Source organism: Blastococcus sp. OS1-29 (assembly GCF_057628075.1).
In genome coordinates this window covers 182,431-204,105 of sequence record NZ_JBXXJK010000005.1, presented here as the reverse complement: position 1 = coordinate 204,105, position 21,675 = coordinate 182,431, and the positions used below count along the sequence as shown (strand labels likewise).

At 71.7% G+C, this 21,675-nt stretch carries 22 protein-coding genes; 15 read left to right on the top strand and 7 right to left on the bottom strand.

Going from position 1 to position 21,675, the window contains the following annotated elements; all coding sequences use genetic code 11:
* Positions 1–37: 37 nt before the first annotated feature.
* From atpA to AC2H4J_RS14505, 6 genes are all read left to right on the top strand, one after another.
* Positions 38–1,675: a F0F1 ATP synthase subunit alpha gene (gene atpA / locus AC2H4J_RS14530; RefSeq protein WP_487465582.1), complete on the top strand. Its 1,638-nt coding sequence runs from the start codon at positions 38–40 to the stop codon at positions 1,673–1,675.
* Between the two features lie 3 nt (positions 1,676–1,678).
* The gene (locus AC2H4J_RS14525) at positions 1,679–2,656 is read left to right on the top strand and encodes a F0F1 ATP synthase subunit gamma (RefSeq protein ID WP_487465581.1); all 978 of its coding nucleotides are present in this window, start codon (positions 1,679–1,681) and stop codon (positions 2,654–2,656) included.
* A 57-nt stretch (positions 2,657–2,713) separates the two neighbouring features.
* The gene (gene atpD, locus AC2H4J_RS14520) at positions 2,714–4,159 is read left to right on the top strand and encodes a F0F1 ATP synthase subunit beta (RefSeq protein ID WP_487465580.1); all 1,446 of its coding nucleotides are present in this window, start codon (positions 2,714–2,716) and stop codon (positions 4,157–4,159) included.
* Between the two features lie 177 nt (positions 4,160–4,336).
* Entirely contained in the window at positions 4,337–4,519 is a 183-nt protein-coding gene (locus AC2H4J_RS14515) for a hypothetical protein (protein WP_487465579.1), read from the top strand.
* Between the two features lie 69 nt (positions 4,520–4,588).
* Positions 4,589–4,975, top strand: a complete 387-nt coding sequence (locus AC2H4J_RS14510; protein WP_487465578.1) for a F0F1 ATP synthase subunit epsilon — start codon at positions 4,589–4,591, stop codon at positions 4,973–4,975.
* Positions 4,976–5,022: 47 nt separating this feature from the next.
* The gene (locus AC2H4J_RS14505) at positions 5,023–5,421 is read left to right on the top strand and encodes a DUF2550 domain-containing protein (protein ID WP_487465577.1); all 399 of its coding nucleotides are present in this window, start codon (positions 5,023–5,025) and stop codon (positions 5,419–5,421) included.
* 62 nt (positions 5,422–5,483) lie between these two features.
* On the opposite strand, the gene AC2H4J_RS14500 is transcribed toward AC2H4J_RS14505, so the two are convergent.
* Positions 5,484–6,068, bottom strand: a complete 585-nt coding sequence (locus AC2H4J_RS14500; protein WP_487465576.1) for a cob(I)yrinic acid a,c-diamide adenosyltransferase — start codon at positions 6,066–6,068, stop codon at positions 5,484–5,486.
* 51 nt (positions 6,069–6,119) lie between these two features.
* On the opposite strand from AC2H4J_RS14500, the gene murA reads away from it, so the two are divergent.
* Positions 6,120–7,400 (top strand): UDP-N-acetylglucosamine 1-carboxyvinyltransferase, encoded by a 1,281-nt coding sequence (gene murA, locus AC2H4J_RS14495; RefSeq protein ID WP_487465575.1) that lies wholly within the window; start codon positions 6,120–6,122, stop codon positions 7,398–7,400.
* Positions 7,401–7,406: 6 nt separating this feature from the next.
* On the opposite strand, the gene AC2H4J_RS14490 is transcribed toward murA, so the two are convergent.
* Positions 7,407–7,703, bottom strand: coding sequence for a hypothetical protein (locus tag AC2H4J_RS14490; protein ID WP_487465574.1), 297 nt, complete (start codon positions 7,701–7,703; stop codon positions 7,407–7,409).
* Between the two features lie 73 nt (positions 7,704–7,776).
* Between AC2H4J_RS14490 and AC2H4J_RS14485 the strand changes: the two genes are divergently transcribed.
* From AC2H4J_RS14485 to AC2H4J_RS14470, 4 genes are all read left to right on the top strand, one after another.
* Positions 7,777–9,795: a protein meaA gene (locus AC2H4J_RS14485; RefSeq protein WP_487465573.1), complete on the top strand. Its 2,019-nt coding sequence runs from the start codon at positions 7,777–7,779 to the stop codon at positions 9,793–9,795.
* 19 nt (positions 9,796–9,814) lie between these two features.
* Positions 9,815–10,585 (top strand): enoyl-CoA hydratase-related protein, encoded by a 771-nt coding sequence (locus tag AC2H4J_RS14480; protein WP_487465572.1) that lies wholly within the window; start codon positions 9,815–9,817, stop codon positions 10,583–10,585.
* Positions 10,585–11,082 carry a pyridoxamine 5'-phosphate oxidase family protein gene (locus AC2H4J_RS14475; protein ID WP_487465571.1) on the top strand — a complete coding sequence of 166 codons (498 nt, stop codon included), beginning with the start codon at positions 10,585–10,587 and terminating at the stop codon, positions 11,080–11,082. The genes AC2H4J_RS14480 and AC2H4J_RS14475 overlap by 1 nt, the downstream gene beginning before the upstream one ends.
* 172 nt (positions 11,083–11,254) lie before the next feature.
* Complete coding sequence (locus AC2H4J_RS14470; RefSeq protein ID WP_487465570.1) at positions 11,255–12,613, top strand: dicarboxylate/amino acid:cation symporter; 1,359 nt, start codon at positions 11,255–11,257, stop codon at positions 12,611–12,613.
* A gap of 103 nt (positions 12,614–12,716) precedes the next feature.
* Here AC2H4J_RS14470 and AC2H4J_RS14465 read toward each other — a convergent pair whose 3' ends face one another.
* Complete coding sequence (locus AC2H4J_RS14465) at positions 12,717–13,592, bottom strand: hypothetical protein (protein ID WP_487465569.1); 876 nt, start codon at positions 13,590–13,592, stop codon at positions 12,717–12,719.
* Positions 13,593–13,650: 58 nt separating this feature from the next.
* On the opposite strand from AC2H4J_RS14465, the gene nucS reads away from it, so the two are divergent.
* The 4 genes from nucS (at position 13,651) to AC2H4J_RS14445 (ending at position 17,158) form a co-directional block, all read left to right on the top strand.
* A complete protein-coding gene (gene nucS, locus AC2H4J_RS14460) occupies positions 13,651–14,322 on the top strand; it encodes an endonuclease NucS (RefSeq protein WP_487465568.1) in 672 nt (223 codons plus the stop codon).
* A gap of 105 nt (positions 14,323–14,427) precedes the next feature.
* Positions 14,428–14,940, top strand: a complete 513-nt coding sequence (locus tag AC2H4J_RS14455; protein WP_487465567.1) for a DoxX family protein — start codon at positions 14,428–14,430, stop codon at positions 14,938–14,940.
* Between the two features lie 127 nt (positions 14,941–15,067).
* A complete protein-coding gene (locus tag AC2H4J_RS14450) occupies positions 15,068–16,849 on the top strand; it encodes a 3-hydroxyacyl-CoA dehydrogenase family protein (protein WP_487465566.1) in 1,782 nt (593 codons plus the stop codon).
* Between the two features lie 3 nt (positions 16,850–16,852).
* Positions 16,853–17,158 carry a hypothetical protein gene (locus tag AC2H4J_RS14445; RefSeq protein WP_487465565.1) on the top strand — a complete coding sequence of 102 codons (306 nt, stop codon included), beginning with the start codon at positions 16,853–16,855 and terminating at the stop codon, positions 17,156–17,158.
* Here the strand turns inward: AC2H4J_RS14445 and AC2H4J_RS14440 are convergent.
* The 4 genes from AC2H4J_RS14440 to mce form a co-directional block, all read right to left on the bottom strand.
* Positions 17,155–18,357 carry a class F sortase gene (locus AC2H4J_RS14440; RefSeq protein WP_487465564.1) on the bottom strand — a complete coding sequence of 401 codons (1,203 nt, stop codon included), beginning with the start codon at positions 18,355–18,357 and terminating at the stop codon, positions 17,155–17,157. The two genes, AC2H4J_RS14445 and AC2H4J_RS14440, sit on opposite strands and share 4 nt — an antisense overlap.
* A 65-nt stretch (positions 18,358–18,422) precedes the next feature.
* Entirely contained in the window at positions 18,423–19,571 is a 1,149-nt protein-coding gene (locus AC2H4J_RS14435; protein ID WP_487465563.1) for a hypothetical protein, read from the bottom strand.
* An 80-nt stretch (positions 19,572–19,651) separates the two neighbouring features.
* Positions 19,652–20,983 carry a crotonyl-CoA carboxylase/reductase gene (ccrA, locus tag AC2H4J_RS14430; protein WP_487465562.1) on the bottom strand — a complete coding sequence of 444 codons (1,332 nt, stop codon included), beginning with the start codon at positions 20,981–20,983 and terminating at the stop codon, positions 19,652–19,654.
* Positions 20,984–21,073: 90 nt separating this feature from the next.
* Complete coding sequence (mce, locus tag AC2H4J_RS14425) at positions 21,074–21,526, bottom strand: methylmalonyl-CoA epimerase (RefSeq protein WP_487465561.1); 453 nt, start codon at positions 21,524–21,526, stop codon at positions 21,074–21,076.
* Positions 21,527–21,675: the final 149 nt, after the last annotated feature.

Here is a 21,675-nt window from a genome sequence, read left to right as displayed (position 1 = left end):
CTCCAGACACCACCCCGCAGGGAAGAGGACACCACTCATGGCCGAGCTGACGATCTCCGCAGACGAGATCCGCAGTGCCATCCAGAACTACGTCACCGAGTTCAGCCCCGACGTCTCCCGCGAGGAGGTCGGCACCGTCACCGAGGCCGGCGACGGCATCGCCCGCGTCGAGGGACTGCCCTCGGTCATGACCAACGAGCTGCTCGAGTTCGAGAGCGGCGTCCGCGGTCTGGCGCTGAACCTCGACGTCCGCGAGATCGGCGTCGTGGTCCTGGGTGACTTCTCCGGGATCGAGGAGGGCCAGCAGGTCCGCCGGACCGGCGAGGTGCTCTCCGTGCCCGTCGGCGACGGCTACCTCGGCCGCGTGGTCGACCCCCTGGGCAACCCGATCGACGGCGGCGGCGAGATCGAGACGAGCGGCCGCCGCGCCCTGGAGCTGCAGGCACCGACCGTGGTGCAGCGGCAGTCGGTGCACGAGCCGATGCAGACCGGGATCAAGGCCATCGACGCCATGACCCCGATCGGCCGCGGCCAGCGGCAGCTGATCATCGGCGACCGGCAGACCGGCAAGACCGCGATCGCCACCGACACGATCATCAACCAGAAGGAAGCCTGGGCGACCGGCGACCCGGAGCAGCAGGTCCGCTGCATCTACGTCGCCGTCGGCCAGAAGGGCTCGACGATCGCGGCCATCCGCACCGCCCTCGAAGAGGCCGGCGCGATGGAGTACACGACGATCGTCGCCGCTCCCGCATCCGAGGCCGCGGGCTTCAAGTACATCGCCCCCTACACCGGCTCGGCCATCGGCCAGCACTGGATGTACGAGGGAAAGCACGTCCTCATCGTGTTCGACGACCTGTCCAAGCAGGCCGAGGCCTACCGTGCGGTCTCGCTGCTGCTGCGTCGTCCCCCGGGCCGCGAGGCCTACCCCGGCGACGTCTTCTACCTGCACTCCCGCCTGCTCGAGCGCTGCGCGAAGCTCTCCGACGAGCTCGGCGCGGGCTCGATGACCGGCCTGCCGCTGGTGGAGACCAAGGGCAACGACGTGTCGGCCTACATCCCGACCAACGTCATCTCGATCACCGACGGCCAGATCTTCCTCGAGACCGGTCTGTTCAACTCCGGTGTCCGCCCGGCCATCAACGTCGGCATCTCGGTGTCCCGGGTCGGCGGCTCGGCGCAGATCAAGGCCATGAAGTCCGTCGCCGGCCGCCTGCGCCTGGACCTTGCCCAGTTCCGCGAGCTCGAGGCGTTCGCCTCGTTCTCCTCGGACCTGGACGCCTCCAGCCGCGCGACCCTGGACCGCGGGCAGCGGCTCGTCGAGCTGCTCAAGCAGGGCCAGTACTCGCCGTTCCCGGTCGAGCGCGAGGTCGTGTCCCTGTGGCTGGGCACCACCGGCAAGCTCGACGTCGTCCCGGTGGGCGACGTGCGGCGCTTCGAGTCGGAGTTCCTCGACTTCATCGCCCGCGGCGACAACACCGTCTTCGACACCATCCGGGAGACCAAGAAGCTCGAGGACGACACGGTCCAGAGCCTGGAGAAGGCCGTCGAGGCGTTCTACGGCCAGTTCACGACGTCGGAGGGCGACTCGCTCAAGGTCCACGACGACGAGGCCGAGGCCATGGACGCCTCGGAGCGGGGCCAGGAGCGCGTCCAGGTCAAGAAGAAGGCCTGACCCGTGGCTGCTTCCCTCCGCGCGCTGCGGCGCCGCATCCGCTCCACGCAGTCGACGAAGAAGATCTTCTCGGCGCAGGAGCTGATCGCCGGTGCCCGCATCGTGCGCGCCCAGGCCCGGGTGGAGGCGTCCAAGCCGTACGCGCGTGAGATCACGCGGGTGCTCTCGGCACTGGCGTCGTCGGCCTCGCTCGACCACCCGCTGCTCACCGAGCGGCAGAACCCGAAGCGGGCGGCGGTCCTCGTGATCACGTCCGACCGCGGGTTCGCCGGCTCGTACAACGTCAACGTGCTCCGGCGCACCGAGGAGCTGCTCGCGCTCCTGCGCCAGGAGGGCAAGGACCCCGTGCTCTACGTGGTCGGTCGCAAGGGGGAGACCTACTACTCCTTCCGCGACCGCGAGATGGCGGCGACGTTCACGGGCTTCTCCGAGCAGCCCCGCTACGAGGACGCGCAGGAGGTCGGCTCCGCGCTCATCGACGTCTTCGCCGCCGGTGAGGACGACGACGAGCAGGGCGGCGCCGGCGCGGACGACATCCTGGGCGTCGACGAGCTCCACATCGTCTTCACCGAGTTCCGCTCGCTCCTCTCGCAGGTGCCCGTCGCCAAGCGCATGGCACCGCTGGAGGTCGAGGAGGTCGAGGAGTTCGACTACGAGCGGGAGGACCGTGAGCACGGCACGACCGGGGGCGACTCGGGTGTGCCGACGTCGTACGAGTTCGAGCCGTCGGCCGAGGGGCTGCTGGACGCCCTGCTGCCGAAGTACATCACCACGCGGATCTACGCCGCGATGCTCGAGGCGGCCGCCTCGGAGTCCGCATCCCGCCGCCGCGCGATGAAGTCCGCCTCGGACAACGCCGAGGAGCTGGCCAAGAACCTCTCCCGGCAGGCCAACCAGGCCCGCCAGGCCGAGATCACCCAGGAGATCAGCGAGATCGTCGGCGGGTCCGACGCGCTGGCCTCCGCCGGTGTCGGCGACTGACATGTTCGATCTGAATACGCAGAACCACCGCAGCCCGAGGGCAGGAGAGCAGTACAGATGACCGTCACCGAGGACCGTCCGACCACCCAGCAGACGCAGGCCACCGGCCGCGTCGTGCGGGTCACCGGGCCGGTCGTCGACGTCGAGTTCCCGCGCGACGCGATGCCCGACCTGTTCAACGCCCTGAAGGTCGATGTCACCCTGGCCGACCTCGGCAAGACGCTGACCCTCGAGGTCGCGCAGCACCTGGGCGAGAACGTCGTCCGCACCATCTCCATGGCGCCCACCGACGGCCTCGTCCGCGGCGCGGAGGTCACGGACACCGGCAACCCGATCATGGTGCCGGTCGGCGACGTGACCAAGGGCCACGTGTTCAACGCGCTGGGGGAGTGCCTCGACGAGCCCGGCTACGGCGAGGACGCGCCGCACTGGTCGATCCACCGCCACGCGCCGCGGTTCGACCAGCTCGAGGGCCGCACCGAGATGCTCGAGACCGGCATCAAGGTCATCGACCTGCTGACGCCGTACGTGGCCGGCGGGAAGATCGGCCTGTTCGGTGGCGCCGGCGTGGGCAAGACCGTGCTGATCCAGGAGATGATCCGCCGGGTCGCCCAGGAGTTCGGTGGTGTGTCGGTGTTCGCCGGTGTCGGTGAGCGCACCCGCGAGGGCAACGACCTCATCACGGAGATGACCGAGTCCGGCGTCATCGAGTCCACCGCACTGGTGTTCGGCCAGATGGACGAGCCGCCGGGCACCCGGCTGCGCGTGGCGCTGTCGGCGCTGACGATGGCGGAGTACTTCCGCGACGAGCAGCACCAGGACGTGCTGCTCTTCATCGACAACATCTTCCGGTTCACCCAGGCCGGCTCCGAGGTGTCGACCCTGCTCGGGCGCATGCCGTCGGCCGTGGGGTACCAGCCCACGCTGGCCGACGAGATGGGCGAGCTGCAGGAGCGGATCACCTCGACCCGTGGTCGCTCGATCACGTCGCTGCAGGCCATCTACGTGCCCGCGGACGACATCACCGACCCGGCGCCGCACACCACGTTCGCCCACCTCGACGCGACGACCGTGCTCAGCCGGCCGATCTCGGAGAAGGGCATCTACCCGGCCGTGGACCCGCTGGACTCCACCAGCCGGATCCTCGACCCGCAGTACGTGGGGCAGGAGCACTACGACATCGCCCAGACGGTGAAGCGGGTCCTGCAGCGCTACCAGGAGCTGCAGGACATCATCGCCATCCTCGGCATCGACGAGCTCGGCGAGGAGGACAAGGTCACCGTCAACCGGGCCCGGCGTGTCGAGCGATTCCTCTCGCAGAACATGTTCGTCGCCGAGGCGTTCACCGGTCAGCCGGGCTCGTTCGTCCCGCTGGCGGAGACGCTGCAGGCGTTCAAGGCGATCACCGACGGTGAGTACGACAACGTCCCCGAGCAGGCGTTCTTCATGTGCGGTGGCCTCGAGGACCTCGAGAAGAACCGGGATCAGCTCAAGAAGGGCTGATCGCACAGCGACATCCGGGCGGCCGGGCTCCTGAGGGGGCCCGGCCGTTCGCCTGATCGGGGGAAGAGATCGTCCCCCGAGTGGGTGGATCGCGGCTAGGGTGCCTCCTGGTCGGCACTGCACCTGCCGACCATCCGTACAGCCGCCCGAGAAGCGGGCATCGTGTTGAGGAACGTCGTGGACCCGAACGCCGCGAGGCCGAGCAGCGCCGAGGCCGGTTGGAGCTGGCCCCCGTACGCGCCGTGGGAGCCCGTGGAGGCCGCCCGGTTCGGTACCGAGGAGTGGGCTCCCGCCTCCAGCGTCCGCCACCCCTGGGTGCGGCTGGGCCGCTGGACGCTGCTCTACCGCCGCTCCGCCTGAGGCCGGGCGGGCGCGTCCGCGACACGCCGCTACAGTGGACACTCCCGAACGTCGAACCCGAGGAGTGTCGTGGCGACCCTGCAGGTCGAGCTGGTGGCCGTCGAGCGCAAGATCTGGTCCGGCGAGGCCAGGATGGTCATCGCCCGCACGACCGAGGGGGAGCTGGGCGTCCTGCCCGGCCACGCGCCCCTGCTGGGCCAGCTGGCCGACGGCGGCGTCGTGACCATCCGCACGGAGACCGGCGAGGACGTCATCGTCGCGGCGCACGGCGGCTTCCTGTCGATCACCGAGCGCGGCGTGTCGATCCTGGCCGAGACGGCGGAGATCTCCACCGAGATCGACGTCGCCCGGGCCCGCGAGGCCCTGGGCCGTGCGCAGGGTTCCGACGAGCCGGAGGACATCGAGGCCGCGCGCCGCGCCCAGTCCCGGCTGCGTGCCGTCGGCGAGGACGCCTGAGCCGGCGCTGAGCCCTCGCTGATCCGACCGCCGGCCCCCGGACGCCCGTGACCACGGTCCTCCTCGTCCTGCTCGGCGTCGGCCTCGTCGCCGTCGTCGTGGCGTTCCTGCTGCGCCGGCGCTTCCTGCTCTCCGGCCTGGGCGCGGTCACGATGTGGCTGCGCCCGATGCGGTCGCCGCGCTGGTCGGTGGGCGTCGCCTGGTACGGGGGCGACATGCTGCTCTGGTACCGCGGGTTGTCGCTGTCGGTCCGCCCCCAGCAGCGGCTCTGCCGCGCCGAGCTCCAGGTGGAGAACCGGCGCAGCCCGGGCCGGGAGGACCTCGCGCTGCCCTCGGACGTCGTCGTCCTGACGATCGCCACCCCGGAGGGTCCTCGGGAGATGGCGATGGACAGCTCGACGGTGACCGGCTTCCTGTCCTGGGTGGAGTCGGCCCCGCCGGTGTGAGCCGGCGGCCCCGTCCCGAGGCTCGCCCCGAGCTTGCGAGGGGTGAGAAGGATGGGGTCCTTCTATTGGGCGTGTGCGCCGCTGTGCGCCCCCGGCTCCCAGAGGATGTCGCCGCCAGGGTTCGCCGTGCGTGCGAGGATGAACAGCAGGTCCGAGAGCCGGTTGAGGTAGCGCGCGGTCTCGGCATTGGTGCGGTCGGCGTCGGCGGCCAGCAGGGCCCAGACGCTGCGCTCGGCCCGGCGGGCGACCACCCGGGCCTGGTGCAGCAGTGCCGCGGCCGGGGTGCCCCCGGGCAGGATGAAGCTGGTCAGCTTCGGCAGGAGCTCGTTGTACTCGTCGCAGGCGGCTTCGAGTCGCTCGGTGTAGGCGGCCGTGATCCGCAGCGGCGGGAACTCGGGATCCGGCGTCACCGGGGTGCAGAGGTCGGCGCCCACGTCGAACAGGTCGTTCTGGATGCTGCGCATCAGCTCGGCGACCTTCGGGTCCGGCGCACCGAGGGCGAGGGCGACGCCGAGCACGCTGTTGGTCTCGTCGACGTCGGCGTAGGCGACCAGACGCGGGTCGGTCTTCGCCACCCGGCTCATGTCGCCGAGGTGCGTCTGGCCGGCGTCGCCGGTCTTCGTGTAGATGCGCGTCAGCCGGACCATGCCGGGGAGCCTATGGCCGGCGCCGAGCCGCGGCCCGCTTAGGGTGGCCCGGTGGAGTGCTTCGAGGTGACCGGCGGAACGGCCCTGACCGGCCGGGTACGGGTCACCGGCGCGAAGAACAGCGCGCTGAAGCTCATGGCGGCCGCGCTGCTCGCGGCGGGGCCGACCACCATCGAGGAGGTCCCGGACATCCTCGACGTCGCGATCATGAGCAAGGTGCTCCGGCGCCTGGGCTGCGACGTCACCTTCGAGCGCACGCCGGGCAGCGGCGGTGGCGGTCGGGTGCGGGTCGACGTGCCCGAGAGCCCGTCGACCGAGACCGACTACGACCTCGTGCGGCGGATGCGGGCCTCGATCAGCGTGCTGGGTCCCCTCGTCGCCCGCTGCGGGAGCGCCCGGGTGGCGCTGCCGGGTGGCGACGCCATCGGCTCCCGCGGGCTGGACATGCACATCTCCGGCCTGGAGCGTCTCGGCGCCACGATCGTCAGCGAGCACGGCTTCCTGGTGGCTACCGCGCCGAGACTCGTCGGCACCGCGATCTGGCTGGACTTCCCGTCGGTCGGCGCCACCGAGAACCTGGTCATGGCCGCGGTCCTCGCCGACGGCACCACCGTCATCGACAACGCGGCCCGCGAGCCGGAGATCGTCGACATCTGCGCGATGCTCGTCGCGATGGGCGCCCGCATCGACGGCGCCGGCACCTCGACGATCACCGTCGAGGGCGTCGACTCGCTCTCCCCGGTCACGTACACGACGGTTCCCGACCGGATCGTCACGGGCACCTGGGCGATCGGCGCCGTGATGACGCGCGGGGACGTCGTGATCGAGCGGGCCGTCGCCGGCCACCTCGCCGTCGCCCTGGACAAGCTCACCGACGCCGGCGCGCAGGTGGAGTCCCTGCCCGACGGCATCCGGGTGACCATGGACGACCGGCCGCGCTGCGTCGACGTCGTCACGCTCCCGTTCCCGGGTTTCCCGACCGACCTCCAGCCGATGGCGGTCGCGCTCGCCGCGGTCTCCACCGGGACGGCGCTCATCACCGAGAACGTGTTCGAGGGCCGGTTCATGTTCGTCAACGAGCTGGTGCGGCTGGGCGCCGACGTCCGCATCGACGGGCACCACGCCGTCGTCCGCGGGCGGGAGAAGCTGTCCAGCGCCCCCGTGGTCGCCACCGACATCCGCGCCGGCGCCGGGCTCGTGCTCGCCGGCCTCGTCTCCGACGGGATCACCGAGGTCCAGGAGGTGCACCACGTCGACCGCGGCTATCCCGACTTCGTCGAGCAGCTGCGCGGACTCGGGGCGAAGGTCGAGCGCACCGAACGTCCGGGCTGAGCGTGCTCAGCCGGGGAAGATCGAGGCCAGGGCCCGGGCGCGGTCGGCGTCCTCGGGGAACACCAGGACGTCGGCCCGGTGTGCGGCCGGGACGCGGACGGTCGAGCGGATGCCGGCGTCGGACAGCACCGCCCGCAGCGCCAGCGCCGACTCCCGGCGGGAGAGCGTCGCGATGAGGATGAGCAGGCCGTCCTCGACGGGCGGGGCCGGCGGGGGCTGCAGGCCGTAGCCGCGCCCGAACGCCCACCGCATGAAGAAGGCGAGGGCGATGACCGCTACTGCGGCGATGAGCGGGCCTTCCATCGTTCGAGTGTGCCACCGCACACCCTCGGTGCACCGGGCTGCTACTCGCGGGTAACCGCCCTAGACTCCGCCCATGCCGTTCCCTTCAACGCCGAAGGACCGTGACCGTCCCTGGGTCATGCGCACCTATGCAGGCCACTCCTCGCCGGCCGAGTCCAACGCCCTGTACCGGAACAACCTGTCGAAGGGCCAGACCGGCCTGTCGGTCGCCTTCGACCTGCCGACCCAGACCGGGTACGACCCCGACGACGAGCTCGCCGCGGGCGAGGTCGGCAAGGTCGGGGTTCCGGTCACGCACATCGGTGACATGCGCGCCCTGTTCGACGGCATCCCGCTCGACGAGATGAACACGTCGATGACGATCAACGCGACCGCGATGTGGCTGCTGGCGCTCTACCAGGCGGTCGCCGAGGAGCACGGGCACGACATCTCGAAGCTCGGCGGCACGACGCAGAACGACATCATCAAGGAGTACCTGTCGCGCGGGACGTACGTCTTCCCGCCCGGGCCCTCGATGCGGCTGATCACCGACATGGTCGCCTACACGGTGACGGCGATGCCGAAGTGGAACCCGATCAACATCTGCAGCTACCACCTGCAGGAGGCCGGGGCGACGCCGGTGCAGGAGATCGCGTACGCGATCAGCACCGCGATCGCCGTCCTGGACTCGGTGCGCGACTCCGGCCAGGTGCCGCAGGAGCGCTTCGGCGAGGTCGTCGCCCGCATCTCGTTCTTCGTCAACGCGGGTGTCCGCTTCGTCGAGGAGATGTGCAAGATGCGCGCCTTCACCCAGCTCTGGGACGAGCTGACGAAGGAGCGGTACGGCGTCGAGGACCCCAAGCACCGCCGCTTCCGCTACGGGGTGCAGGTCAACTCCCTCGGGCTGACCGAGGCGCAGCCGGAGAACAACGTCCAGCGGATCGTGCTGGAGATGCTGGCCGTCACGCTGTCGCGCGATGCGCGCGCCCGCGCGGTCCAGCTGCCCGCGTGGAACGAGGCGCTCGGCCTGCCCCGGCCGTGGGACCAGCAGTGGTCGCTGCGGCTGCAGCAGGTGCTGGCGTTCGAGACCGACCTGCTGGAGTACGAGGACCTGTTCACCGGCTCGGTGGTCGTCGAGCAGAAGGTGTCCGAGATCGTCGAGGGCGCCCGCGCCGAGATCGCCCGCGTGCAGGAGATGGGCGGCGCGGTGGCGGCTGTCGAGTCCGGTTACATGAAGGGTGAGCTGGTCGCCTCGCTGGCGGAGAAACGACGGCGGATGGAGAGCGGGGACGACGTCGTCGTCGGCGTGAACAAGTACGAGACCACCGAGCCCAACCCGCTCCTGGCCGACCTGGACGCGGCGATCATGGTCGTCGACCCCGCTGTCGAGAACGCGGCGCAGGAGGCCGTGCAGAAGTGGCGGGCCGAACGCGACCAGGGGAGGTGTGACAAGGCGCTCCAGGCGCTGCGTGAGGCCGCCGGCACCGACACGAACCTCATGGCTGCGACGCTCGACTGTGCTCGCGCGGGCGTGACGACGGGGGAGTGGGCCGGGGTGCTGCGCGAGGTGTTCGGCGAGTACCGGGCACCCACGGGCGTCGCGGCGGCGAGCGGTGGCGGCGAGGCCGACGAGAGCCTGCGGGAGATCCGGGAGCGTGTCCGGGCCACCGGTGAGGAGCTGGGTGGCCGGCTGCGGTTCCTGGTCGGCAAGCCCGGTCTCGACGGTCACTCCAACGGCGCCGAGCAGATCGCCGTCCGCGCCCGGGACGCCGGGTTCGAGGTCGTCTACCAGGGCATCCGGCTGACGCCTTCCCAGATCGTGAGCGCCGCGGTCGAGGAGGACGTGCACGTCGTCGGCCTGTCGGTGCTGTCCGGTTCCCACCTGCAGGTCGTACCCGCGGTGCTGGACGGCCTGAAGGCGGCCGGCCTGGACGACGTCCCGGTCGTCGTCGGCGGGATCATCCCCGACAGCGACGCCCGGCGGCTGCGCGAACTCGGGGTGGCCCGCGTCTTCACGCCCAAGGACTTCGGGCTCACCGAGATCATGGGCGAGGTGGTCGACGTCGTCCGCGCAGCCAACGGACTCGAGGAGAAGGTCGCCGAACCGGCCTGATCCTCGCTAACGTCGTGCCATGACCGACGGTGCACCCCGGGTGGAACGCAGCGGCGACACGGTGTGCATCACCATGACACGACCGGCCAAGCGGAACGCGCTGTCCCGGGAGCACCTCGGACAGCTGCTGGCCGCCTTCACGGAGGTCGGCGACAGCGATGCCAGCGGCATCGTGCTCGCCGCCGACGGCCCGGTGTTCAGCGCGGGCCACGACTTCGCCGACGTCGCCGGCAAGCCGGTGGCCGAGGTCCGCAGCCTGCTCGCGCTCTGCACCGAACTCATGCAGACCGTCCAGGACGTGCCGCAGGTCGTCGTGGCGAGAGTGCATGCGCTGGCCACGGCCGCCGGGTGCCAGCTCGTCGCGTCCTGCGACCTCGCGGTCGCGGCGGAGTCGGCGGGCTTCGCCGCCCCTGGCGGCAAGGGCGGCTGGTTCTGCCACACGCCGATGGTCGCGATCGCACGGAACGTCGGCCGGAAGCGGGCGATGGAGCTCGCGCTCACCGGCGACGTGATCGACGCCCGGACGGCGCTGGGATGGGGCCTGGTGAACCGGGTGGTGCCCGACGAGGAGCTCGACGCGGCGGTCGCCGACCTGATCTGTCGAGCCACTCGCGGCTCGCGGGCCAGCAAGGCGTGGGGCAAGCAGACGATGTACGCCCAGCTCGACCGTCCCGAGCGGGACGCCTACGGCATCGCCGTCGAGGTGATGGCCGCGGCCAGCCAGCTGCCGGGCGCCGTGGAAGGCATGTCCGCGTTCCTCGAGAAGCGCCGTCCCGACTGGCCGGACTGATGCCGGCGGCCGACCGGCCGTTCATGCCCGGGTACGGCATACTCCCCGCCGATCAGGGCAGCGGGCTGATCGCGTGGTCGGAGACCGAGCGGCGACTGGCGGGCTCGCACGACTACTGGATGGCGACGGTCCGCCCCGACGGGCGGCCGCACGTCATGCCGGTCTGGGGCGTCTGGCTGGGCGGCCGGCTGTGGTTCTCCAGCGGTCTCGGGTCCCGCAAGGCCCGCAACCTGGCCGCGGATCCGCGGTGCACGATCACCACGGACGACGCCCGGAACCCCGTCGTGGTCGACGGCGTGGTCGAGCGGCTCACCGATGCAGCTGCGATCACCGGCTTCGTCGACGCGGTGAACGGCAAGTACGACGCCAGCATGACGGTCGAGTTCCAGGACCCCGCGGTCAACGGCACCTACGCAGTTCAGCCGGTCACCGTCATAGCCCTGACCGACGGCGACTTCCAGGGCAGCCCGACCCGCTGGACGTTTCCCCCTGCGTGACTCTCCGCACAGCCGGGATGCGTTCCTGACCGTTCCACATTGACCAGTGTGTGCAGAACCTGTGGGGGCTCACGCGCCGGCGTGCCCTGGACTTCGGAGTGGTGACGACCGCCGGCTGTTGACGCCGGTCCGCGTTCTCGCGTCCCGCTCCGACCCCCGAAAGGCTCTCTCCGTGCTCACCCGTCTTCGCCGCGTCCCGTTCGCGGCGCAGGTCCTCCTCGCCCTCGTCGTGGGCGTCGCCCTCGGGCTCGTCGCCCGGGAGATCGGCCCCGTCGCCGATGGCACCCCCAACTGGCTGACCAGCACCCTGCAGACCGTCGGCGGCACCTTCGTCACGCTCCTGAAGGTCCTGGTGCCGCCGCTGATCGTCACCGCGGTGATCGTCAGCATCGCCAACCTCAAGCAGGTGTCCAACGCCGCGCGCCTGGCCGGTCAGACGCTGCTCTGGTTCGCCATCACCGCGCTGATCGCCGTCTCCCTCGGGATCGGCCTCGGCCTGCTCACCAACCCGGGCCGGCACAGCTCGGTCGACGCCGCCACCGCGAAGGACATCGGGACGACCGGCGGCTGGTGGGACTTCCTGACCGGGCTGGTGCCCGGCAACATCTTCGGGCTGCAGGCCGCGCCGCACGACGACGGCACGATCGGTCTGTCGTTCAACGTGCTGCAGCTGATCGTCATCTCGGTGGCCGTCGGCATCGCGATCCTCAAGGTCGGCGAGGCCGCCGAGCCGTTCCTCCGGCTCACCCGCTCGGCGCTGGCGATCGTCCAGAAGGTGCTGTGGTGGGTCATCCTGCTGGCGCCCCTGGGCACCGTCGGCCTGATCGGCAACGCGGTGGCCAGCTACGGCTGGGAGTCCCTCGGCTCGCTCGGCGTCTTCGCCGGCGCGGTCTACGCGGGCCTGGCCCTGGTGCTGTTCGTCGTCTACCCGGTGCTCCTGCGCCTGCACGGGCTCTCGCCGCTCCGGTTCTTCGCGGGGGCGTGGCCCGCGATCCAGCTGGCGTTCGTGTCGCGCTCCTCGATCGGCACGCTGCCGGTGACCGAGCGGGTGACCGAGCAGAACCTGGGCGTGCCGCGGTCCTACGCCTCGTTCGCGGTGCCGTTCGGCGCGACGACGAAGATGGACGGGTGCGCCGCGATCTACCCGGCGCTGGCCGCGATCTTCGTGGCCGAGTTCTTCCACGTGAACCTGTCGATCACCGACTACCTGCTCATTGCCCTGGTCTCGGTCATCGGCTCCGCGGCGACTGCCGGCGTCACCGGCGCGGTGGTCATGCTGACGCTGACCCTGTCCACGCTGGGCCTGCCGCTGGCCGGCGTCGGCCTGCTGCTGGCGATCGACCCGATCCTCGACATGGGCCGCACTGCGGTGAACGTCGCCGGCCAGGCGCTCGTCCCGACGATCGTGGCCAAGCGGGAGGGCATCCTCGACGTCGCCCGGTTCCACGCGACGTCCACGGCCGAGCCGCTGGCCCGGGTCGAGCAGAACGACGGTGTGGACGAGGACCTGCGGGAGCCGGTCACCGTCTAGCGCCACCGACCCGACCGGCCCGGCCCTCCGCTCGGAGGGCCGGGCCGGCCCCGCGCAGGAGCCCGCCGCGAGCTAGCGAGTGGTGGGGGGCACGGGGAGTTTTTCAGTCCATGAGGTCCGCGCAGGACGACTCGTCGGGCAGCAGCGGGCGGACGGTCACCGTCCAGCGAGAACCGTCCGGCGTCACCCACGGGGTGGCGGCGTTCGCCGCGGCAGCTCCCGACAGCAGGGTCTGAGCCTGCTCGCCGGAGACGCTCACGCAGTGGAGATCCGGCAGGGGCCCCACCGGGTCGCCCGGGAGGGCGGGGCCGGGCCAGGCGATGTCGGGCTGGGTCAGTCCGTCCTGCGGATCGATCCACGGTGTGGCCAGCGCGGCGACCGCCGAGGGCGCGTAGGGCTTCGATGTCGTGCCGGCGTCCGTCAGGCCGCCGATCGCGCCGAGCAGGTCGCTGAGCTTGCCCCGTGCCGTGCGTTGCGCCTGGGTCAGTCCGTCGGACTCCACCGGCGTCTCGGAGAGCGCGTAGACCTCGCGCACGTAGGTCTGCGACGCGGTGACGACGGTGAAGCGCGTCGACGGGGCATCGGCGATCGGTGGCGAGCCGAGGTCGGAGACGTCCGCGGCCCCCGCCGCCAGCGCCTGGTCCAGGAGATCCTGGACCTCGGCCGGGGCGATCTGCTGCTCCTGCAGGTTGGGCAGCGCGGGCCCCGGATAGATCGCCGCCACGGGTCCCTCGGAGATGACCCGGCCGTCGGCGTAGACGCTGACCAGCGGCAGCCGGCCGGCCGTCGCCGAGGGGGTCACGAAGCCTCCGGTGTACTCGACACGCAGCACCAGGCCCTCAGCGGCGGCCGGCACGGGGACGGTCGCCGTCGGACGAGTGGCGGTCGGTGGAGTCGCCGCGCCCTGCTCGCCGCAGGCTGCCAGCCCCAGCAGGAGGGCGGCCGCCAGCGCCGGCAGGAGCGCAGCCCGTGTCGTCATGCCTCTAGGACGTGACCGGACGTCGTTCGGTTCCACGCGCCCGGTAGCGTCGTCGCCCGTGCGCCTGGTCATCGCCCGCTGCTCCGTGGACTACATCGGGCGGCTCACCGCCCACCTGCCGATGGCGACCCGCCTGCTGCTGGTCAAGGCCGACGGCTCGGTGTCCATCCACGCCGACGACCGGGCCTACAAGCCGCTGAACTGGATGACCCCGCCGTGCAGCCTCAAGGACGAGCTGGCCGACGGCGCCGGCACCTGGACGGTCACGAACAAGGCCGGCGAGCAGCTGATCATCACCATCGACGAGGTCCACCACGACCACTCGCACGAGCTCGGGGTGGACCCCGGCCTGCAGAAGGACGGCGTGGAGGCCGAGCTGCAGCGGCTGCTGGCGCTGCACGTGGAGACCTTCGGCGCGGGCTGGTCGCTGGTGCGCCGGGAGTACCCGACCGCCATCGGGCCGGTGGACCTGCTGTGCCGCGACGCCGCGGGGGCCGTCGTCGCGGTGGAGATCAAGCGGCGCGGGGAGATCGACGGGGTCGAGCAGCTGACCCGCTACCTCGAGCTCCTCAACCGCGACCCGCTGCTGGCGCCGGTCAAGGGCGTGTTCGCCGCGCAGGAGATCAAGCCGCAGGCGCGGGTGCTGGCCGCCGACCGCGGCATCGACTGTGTGACCGTCGACTACGCCGTCCTCAAGGGCACCGACGACCCGACTCAGCGCCTCTTCTGACGCCCACCCGGCACACGACGCGGTGACGTCTTCCGCTCGGAGGGCGACGGGGAGACCATCGTCGGCACCGACCGCTCGGGGACCGGGTGCTGACAGGGGCAAGCCATGGGACGACTTCTCCTCCGTGCAACGCTGAGCGCGGTCTTCGTGGTCCACGGCACGCAGAAGCTGTTCGGCTGGTTCGGCGGTTACGGGCCGGACGGCACCGGCCAGTTCTTCGAGTCGCTCGGCCTGCGGCCCGGACGCCAGCACGCGCTGCTCGCCGGAGCGACCGAGGTGGGCAGTGGCGTCCTGATGGCCGCCGGCGCCGCCACCCCAGCGGCCGCGGCCGGGGTGACGGGGGTGATGATCAGCGCCCTGTGGACGGCGGTCTGGAAGGACGGCGTCCGCCCGGCGACCGGCGAGTTCGAGGTCCTGCTCGCTGCCGCAGCGCTCGCGCTGGCGGACGAGGGCCCCGGCCCGTGGTCGGTCGACGCCGCGCTCGGGCAGGAACGCACCGGCGCCCCCTGGGCGCTCGGCGCGCTGGCGGCCGGTGCGATCGGCTCGGGTCTGGTGGCCGCAGGCGCCCGCCGGTCCGGGCCCGCGGGGGCGCCGCAGTCCACCGCGCCGGACGCCTGACGAAACGGCGCTGCCCCGGCCGCTTCGCGCCGCCCCAGTCCTTACCGGTCGGTAACCCCGCAGGGCCGGTGAGGCAGCGAAGTGAGAGACTGCCGGACGACTCGCCGAGCGTGGAGGAGATGGCAGCGTGGCCAGGGAACTGAACGAGGTCGGGGTCGTCGGGCTGGGCACCATGGGTGCGGGCATCGTCGAGGTGCTGTCGCGCGCGGGGCTGTCGGTCACCGCCGTGGAGATCAGCGACGAGGCGGTCGCCCGTGGGCGCGCCCACGTCGAGCAGTCCACCGACCGTGCGGTCAGCCGTGGAAAGCTCGACCCGGCCGAGCGCGACGCGATCTTCGAGCGGATCCGGTTCAGCTCGTCGCTGGAGGACCTCGCCTCCGCCGAGCTGGTCATCGAGGCGATCCCCGAGCGCATGGAGCTCAAGGCGGAGGTCTTCTCCCAGCTGGACAAGATCTGCCCGCCCGACACGATCCTGGCGACCAACACCTCCAGCCTCTCGGTCACCGAGCTGTCGGTCGTCACCGGCCGGCCGAGCAAGGTCATCGGCATGCACTTCTTCAACCCGGCGCCGGTCATGAAGCTGGTCGAGGTCGTGCGCACCGTCGTCACCGAGCCGGAGGTCGTCGAGGACGTCGAGGCCCTGGCCGAACGCCTGGGCAAGGTCGACGTGACGATCGGTGACAAGGCCGGCTTCATCGCCAACGCGCTGCTGTTCGGCTACCTCAACCACGCGGTCTCGATGTACGAGAACCGCTACGCCAGCCGCGAGGACATCGACGCCGCCATGCGGCTGGGCTGCGGCCTGCCCATGGGCCCGCTGGCCCTGATGGACCTGATCGGCATCGACACCGCCTACGAGATCCTCGACACGATGTACAAGCAGTCGCGCAACCGGCTGCACGCGCCCAGCCCGATCATCAAGCAGATGGTCACCGCCGGGCTGCTCGGGCGGAAGAACGGCCGCGGGTTCTACAGCTACGCCGAGGCCGGCTCCGCCGAGGTCGTCGACGACGCCTCCACGCCGGCCGCCGGGGGCGCGTCCCAGGGCGCCCGCCAGGTGCAGACCATCGGCGTCGTCGGCTCGGGCACGATGGCCACCGGCATCATCGAGGTCGTCGCCAAGGGCGGCTACGACGTCCGCTTCGTCGCCCGCGCCCCCGAGAAGGTCGAGGCGGTCCACAAGGCGCTGGCCAAGTCGCTGGAGAAGCAGGTGCAGCGCGGCAGGCTCGAGGACAGCGCCCGTGACGAGATCCTCGCCCGCGTCACCGGGACGACGTCCCTGGACGAGCTCGCCGACCGCGACCTGATCATCGAGGCCGTCGTCGAGTCGCTCCCGGTGAAGGAAGCGCTGTTCGCCAACCTCGGCGAGATCGCCAAGCCGGGTGCCGTCCTCGCGACGACGACCTCCAGCCTGCCGGTGATCGAGTGCGCCAAGGCGAGCGGCCGCCCCGCGGACGTCGTCGGCATGCACTTCTTCAACCCCGCCCAGGTGATGAAGCTCGTCGAGATCGTCAGCACCATCTCGACGGCCCCCGACGTCGCGGCCACCGCGCACGCGGTCAGCGAGAAGCTCGGGAAGCACGCCGTGTCCTGCACGGACCGGGCGGGCTTCATCGTCAACGCCCTGCTGTTCCCGTACCTGAACGACGCGGTGAAGATGCTCGAGGCGCACTACGCGACCGCCGACGACATCGACGCGGCCATGAAGGTCGGCTGCGGCTACCCGATGGGCCCGTTCGAGCTGCTGGACGTCGTCGGGCTGGACGTCTCCCTTGCCATCGAGCGAGAGCTCTACATCGAGTTCCGCGAGCCCGGCTTCGCCCCCGCCCCGTTGCTCGAGCACCTGGTCACCGCCGGGTACCTCGGCCGCAAGACCGGCCGCGGGTTCCGGGACTACGCCAGCCGCTGACGCATGCCCCGACGCCGCCCCCGGGCCGGTTCGCGATCAGCTGATCGGCAGCCGGCCCGTCGCGTCGAGAACGTCGAAGAGGGACGGGACGGCGACTGGGTGGTCCGGCAGCTCACCGGGGCCTCCACCGGCAAGACCTACCGGTGCCCCGGCTGCGACCAGGAGATCCGGGTGGGGACGCCGCACGTCGTCACCTGGCCCGCGTACGCCCGGGACTCCGACCTCGATCCCTGGGACACCGACTCGGCGGCCGACCTGCGCCGGCACTGGCACACCGCCTGCTGGCGCGCCCGCGACCGGCGCCGCTAGCCGAGGGACGCGAAGACGACCACGTCGTCGACATAGCTGTGCCTGGTGCGGTCGAAGACGCCCCCGCAGGTGATCAGCCGGAGCTCGGCGCCCGGTGTCGGGGCGTAGACCTCGGCGGTGGGGAAGGCGGCCTTGGGGTACCGCTCGACCCGGGTGACGGTGAAGCGGACCGTGGCGCCGTCCGCCCGGACGACGGCGACCGGGTCGCCGACAGCGACCTGGCGCAGCCGGAAGAAGACGGCCGGCCCGCGGACGCTGTCGACGTGTCCGGTCAGCACGGCGGGACCCGGGTCGCCGGGCGCCGGACCTGATCCGTACCAGCCGGCGAGGGCGTTGTCGGACGGCGGGACGAGGGCGCCGGCGGGGTCGAGACCGATGGCCGCCAGGCCGGTGTCGATGCCGACCGTGGGCAGCGAGAGGTGTACGGGCTCGTGCGCGGCCGGCGTCAGGGTGCTGCGGCGCGCGGGCGCGGCCGCCACGGCGGCCACCGCCGCGGCGGCGACCGGCGGGAGGGCGGCACCGGCTGTTCCACCATGTCCGGCCTCGACCGCGCCGACCGGCGTCACCGCCGGTCCGGCGGCGTCCTGGACCACCCGGACGGTGGCGCCCCCACCCGGCCGGTCCAGGACCAGCAGGGTGTTGACGGAGCCCGGCCGCAGGTCGACCGGCAGCGGGGCGCCGCCGCTGACCGACAGGCTCGCCGGCCCGGCCGGCACGTCCACCGGGCCGCCGACGGCGCCGAAGGGCAGGGCGGTGGCCAGCGCCGGTCCGCCGTCGAGGCGCAGGTCCAGGGAGGGGACGCCGGAGGCCGCCGACAGGACGCGCACCCTCGCCGCGCCGTCCGGTGGTGAGGTGAGGTCGTCGGGCAGGACCCGGAGGGAGAGCGCGGCGAACAGGCCGCTGAGGGCGACCGTCCGCGCGCTTCCGGCCGGTATGTCGACGCGTGCGGTCATCGCCGGCGGTGTCGAACGGAGGGCCCCGGCGGCGCGCACGCTGACGGCGTACGTGCCCGGGGAGACGGGGGCGTACGCGCTGACGTCGCCATAGCGGACGTCGCTGACCGCGTCCGGTCCCGGATCGGTCAGCGGAGCGCTGCTACCCGGCGGCAGGGGAGCCAGGGTGACGTCCACCGCCGGCGTGTCGGGGGAGAGGTGCGCGAACCGCACCATCGCTGCGGAATCGGCGGCGGCCGCCGGCACGCCCCAGGAACCCAGGACGACGCCGACGGCCGCGCAGAGCCGTACTGCCAGGTGCGGTACCGAGCTCAGGAACGCCCCTGGCTCACCGGAGCGTCGATCGCCTGGGTCGCCGGGCCGGTCGGAGCCGAGGTGGCACCGGTGCCGCGCGGGGGCATCGGGAGCTGGCGGGTGGCGGGCTCCGGGGCGCGGGTGGGCTGCCGGGCCGCGCCCGCCTCGCTCTCGCCCCGAGCGTTCTGCGGCGCGGACTGTGCGGGAGTCGTCGCAGGTGCGGTCGTCGGAGCCGGGGTCTGCGCGGCCGGCTGGGGGCGCCGTTCGGCGGCCTCCTGTCCGGTGTCGACGGCCCGGTTCGGTGCCGGTGCCGGCGCGGTGGCGGGAGCCTGCTCGGCGGCCGCCTTCGGCTCGGCCTGCTGGGGACGGTCGCCCAGGTCGGGGAGGGTGGTGAGCAGCTGGCGCGCCTGCAGCAGGCGGCCGGTCAACTCGTCGCGGATGCTGCGGATCGCCTCGGCCTTGGCCTCCGCCTCGGCGATCAGCTGCGCCGCGTGCTGCTCGGCAGCCGCGATCCGCTGGCGTGCCGCCTCGGTGGAGACCCGCTCGCGGTCCTCCTCGACGCGGGCGGCCTCGGCGCGACGGGAGCGCTGGGCGATGTCGAAGTCCTCCTCGACCTTGGCCCGGCGGGCCTGCGACTCGGCGTCGAGCCGGGCCACGCGCTCCTGCGCCTTGCCGACGAGCTCGTCGGCCCGCAGCTGTGCCTTCTGCGCGATCTGGTCGGCGTTGGCGCGGGCCTCGGCGATCATCCGCTCGACCTCGGCCTGGCCGGCGGCGTGCCGCTCGAGCATCGCGCGCTCCTCGGCCGCGGTCTGCTCGCGGACGGCGTGCGCGTCGAGCTCGGCGGCGCGGCGGATCTCCGCGGCCTCCTCCTCGGCGAGTTGCAGCATGTGCTGGATGCGCTCGCTGATGTTCTCGAAGGTCGGCGCCGAGGCGGTCGCGGCCTTGCGGCGCAGCGTCTCGATCTCGCCGTGCAGCGCCGACAGCTGGCCGGCCATGTCCGACGACCGGGCCACCGCGGCGTCGCGGTCGGCGAGCGCGATCCGGAAGTCGGCCTCCAGCCGCTCGATCGTGTCGGCCACCTGGCTGCGGTCATACCCCCGCAGGACCACGTCGAACGAGTGCTGGGCCTCGTGCATCGGCAGCGATTCGTGGCGGGGGTCGGTCATGGCTCCCATCCTCGCAGAAGGTCCCGGACGCGTCAGCGTGTCGGGGTGAATGGCGGGGCGAAAGGGACGCGAGTGCGTCCTCAGACGCCCCGGAACCGGTTGATCGCGTCGAGGTGCTTGGCGCGCTTCTCGGGGTCGCGGACGCCGAGGCCCTCCTCCGGGGCGAGGGTGAGGACGCCGACCTTGCCCTGGTGCAGGTTGTGGTGGACGTCGTAGGCCGCCTGACCGACGTCGTCCATCGCGTAGACCTTCGACAGCGTCGGGTGGACGAGTCCCTTGTCGATGAGCCGGTTGGCCTCCCACGCCTCCTTGTAGTTGGCGAAGTGCGACCCGATGATCCGCTTGAGGTTCATCCAGAGGTACCGGTTGTCGTACTGATGCATGTAGCCGGTGGTCGAGGCGCAGGTGACGATCGTGCCGCCCTTCTTGGCGACGTAGACGCTGGCGCCGAAGGTCTCCCGGCCCGGGTGCTCGAAGACGATGTCGACGTCGTCACCACCGGTCAGCTCGCGGATCTTCTTGCCCAGGCGCTGCCACTCCTTGGGGTCCTGGGTGTCCTCGTCCTTCCAGAACTGGAAGTTCTCCGCGGAACGGTCGATGACCAGTTCGGCGCCCATCTTCCGCACGATGTCGGCCTTCTCCGCGCTGCTCACCACGCAGACGGGGATCGCGCCGCCGTTGAGCGCCATCTGGGTGGCGTAGGAGCCCAGGCCGCCCGAGGCGCCCCAGATCAGGACGACGTCGCCCTGCTTCATGTTGGCGCCGTTGTGGCTGACCAGCTGCCGGTAGGCGGTGGAGTTGACCAGCCCCGGGGCGGCGGCCTCCTCCCAGGTGAGGTGGGCGGGCTTGGGCATGAGCTGGTTGCTCTTGACCAGAGCCAGCTCGGCCAGGCCGCCGAAGTTGGTCTCGAAGCCCCAGATGCGCTGCTGGGGGTCCATCATCGTGTCGTCGTGGCCGGCCGGGTCCTCGAGCTCGACGGACAGGCAGTGCGCCACGACCTCGTCGCCGGGCTTCCACTTGTTCACGCCCGGGCCGACGGCCAGCACGACGCCGGCCAGGTCGGAGCCCACCACGTGATAGGGCAGGTCGTGCCGCTTGGTCAGCTCGGAGACGCGGCCGTAGCGCTCGAGGAACCCGAACGTGGAGACCGGCTCGAAGATCGACGTCCAGACGGTGTTGTAGTTCACCGACGACGCCATCACCGCCACGATCGCCTCACCCGGACCGAGCTCCGGGGTCGCCACCTCCTCGACGTGCAGCGACTTGCGCGGGTCCTTCTCCTTGGCATCGAGGCCCTCGAACATGTGCTGCTCGTCCTTGCGCACCAGCACCGCGCGGTAGGACTCGGGCACCTTCAGCCCGGCCACGGCGTCCAGCTGGTCGGCGAGGATGGCGTCCCTGATCTCGTTCACGCGTACTCCCGGGTCTTCGTCGGCTCGGTGTGCTGCTTGAGGGTGCGGTGGGGCGATGTTACCGGTGGGTAACCCAGTCGGCCAACCGGATCAGTGCGCGCCGGCAGCGGGCTCGACGAGCTCGACCAGGACGCCGCCGGCGTCCTTCGGGTGCACGAAGTTGACGCGGCTGTCAGCGGTTCCGCGCTTGGGGGCGTCGTAGAGCAGCCGGAGTCCCCGCTCGCGCAGGGTCGCGCTGACCGCCTCGACGTCCTCGACCCGGAAGGCCAGCTGCTGCAGGCCCGGCCCGGAGCGACCGATGAACTTCGCGATCGTCGACTCCGGGGTCAGCGGGGCCAGCAGCTGGATGCGGGTGGTGCCGTCGCCGACGGCGAGCATGGCCTCGCGCACGCCCTGCTCCTCGTTGGTCTCCTCGTGCACGGACTGCACGCCGAAGGCCTGCGCGTAGAACGCGATCGCCTCGTCCAGATCCGGGACGGCGATGCCGACGTGGTCGATCGTGGTGAACAGCTCGCCGGGCAACCCGGCCTGGTCGTTGGTCACGCGGGCATCCTGCCGCCAGACGTCTCAGACGTCACATCGATGTGGTCACTGTCACGCGGGAGGGGGAGCGCGCCGCCGGGAGGTGGCTCGTTGAACAGAGCGCCCTATCCTGATGACAGGTTATGGACGACCAGAGATCTGCACACGAC

Coding starts and splice junctions, on each gene's coding strand:
- atpA (WP_487465582.1), top strand. CDS start 38: ATGGCCGAGCTGACGATCTCCGCAGACGAGATCCGCAGTGCCATCCAG.
- atpD (WP_487465580.1), top strand. CDS start 2,714: ATGACCGTCACCGAGGACCGTCCGACCACCCAGCAGACGCAGGCCACC.
- AC2H4J_RS14500 (WP_487465576.1), bottom strand. CDS start 6,068: ATGGTCCGGCTGACGCGCATCTACACGAAGACCGGCGACGCCGGCCAG.
- AC2H4J_RS14490 (WP_487465574.1), bottom strand. CDS start 7,703: ATGGAAGGCCCGCTCATCGCCGCAGTAGCGGTCATCGCCCTCGCCTTC.
- AC2H4J_RS14485 (WP_487465573.1), top strand. CDS start 7,777: ATGCCGTTCCCTTCAACGCCGAAGGACCGTGACCGTCCCTGGGTCATG.
- AC2H4J_RS14480 (WP_487465572.1), top strand. CDS start 9,815: ATGACCGACGGTGCACCCCGGGTGGAACGCAGCGGCGACACGGTGTGC.
- AC2H4J_RS14475 (WP_487465571.1), top strand. CDS start 10,585: ATGCCGGCGGCCGACCGGCCGTTCATGCCCGGGTACGGCATACTCCCC.
- AC2H4J_RS14465 (WP_487465569.1), bottom strand. CDS start 13,592: ATGACGACACGGGCTGCGCTCCTGCCGGCGCTGGCGGCCGCCCTCCTG.
- AC2H4J_RS14455 (WP_487465567.1), top strand. CDS start 14,428: ATGGGACGACTTCTCCTCCGTGCAACGCTGAGCGCGGTCTTCGTGGTC.
- AC2H4J_RS14445 (WP_487465565.1), top strand. CDS start 16,853: ATGCCCCGACGCCGCCCCCGGGCCGGTTCGCGATCAGCTGATCGGCAG.
- AC2H4J_RS14435 (WP_487465563.1), bottom strand. CDS start 19,571: ATGACCGACCCCCGCCACGAATCGCTGCCGATGCACGAGGCCCAGCAC.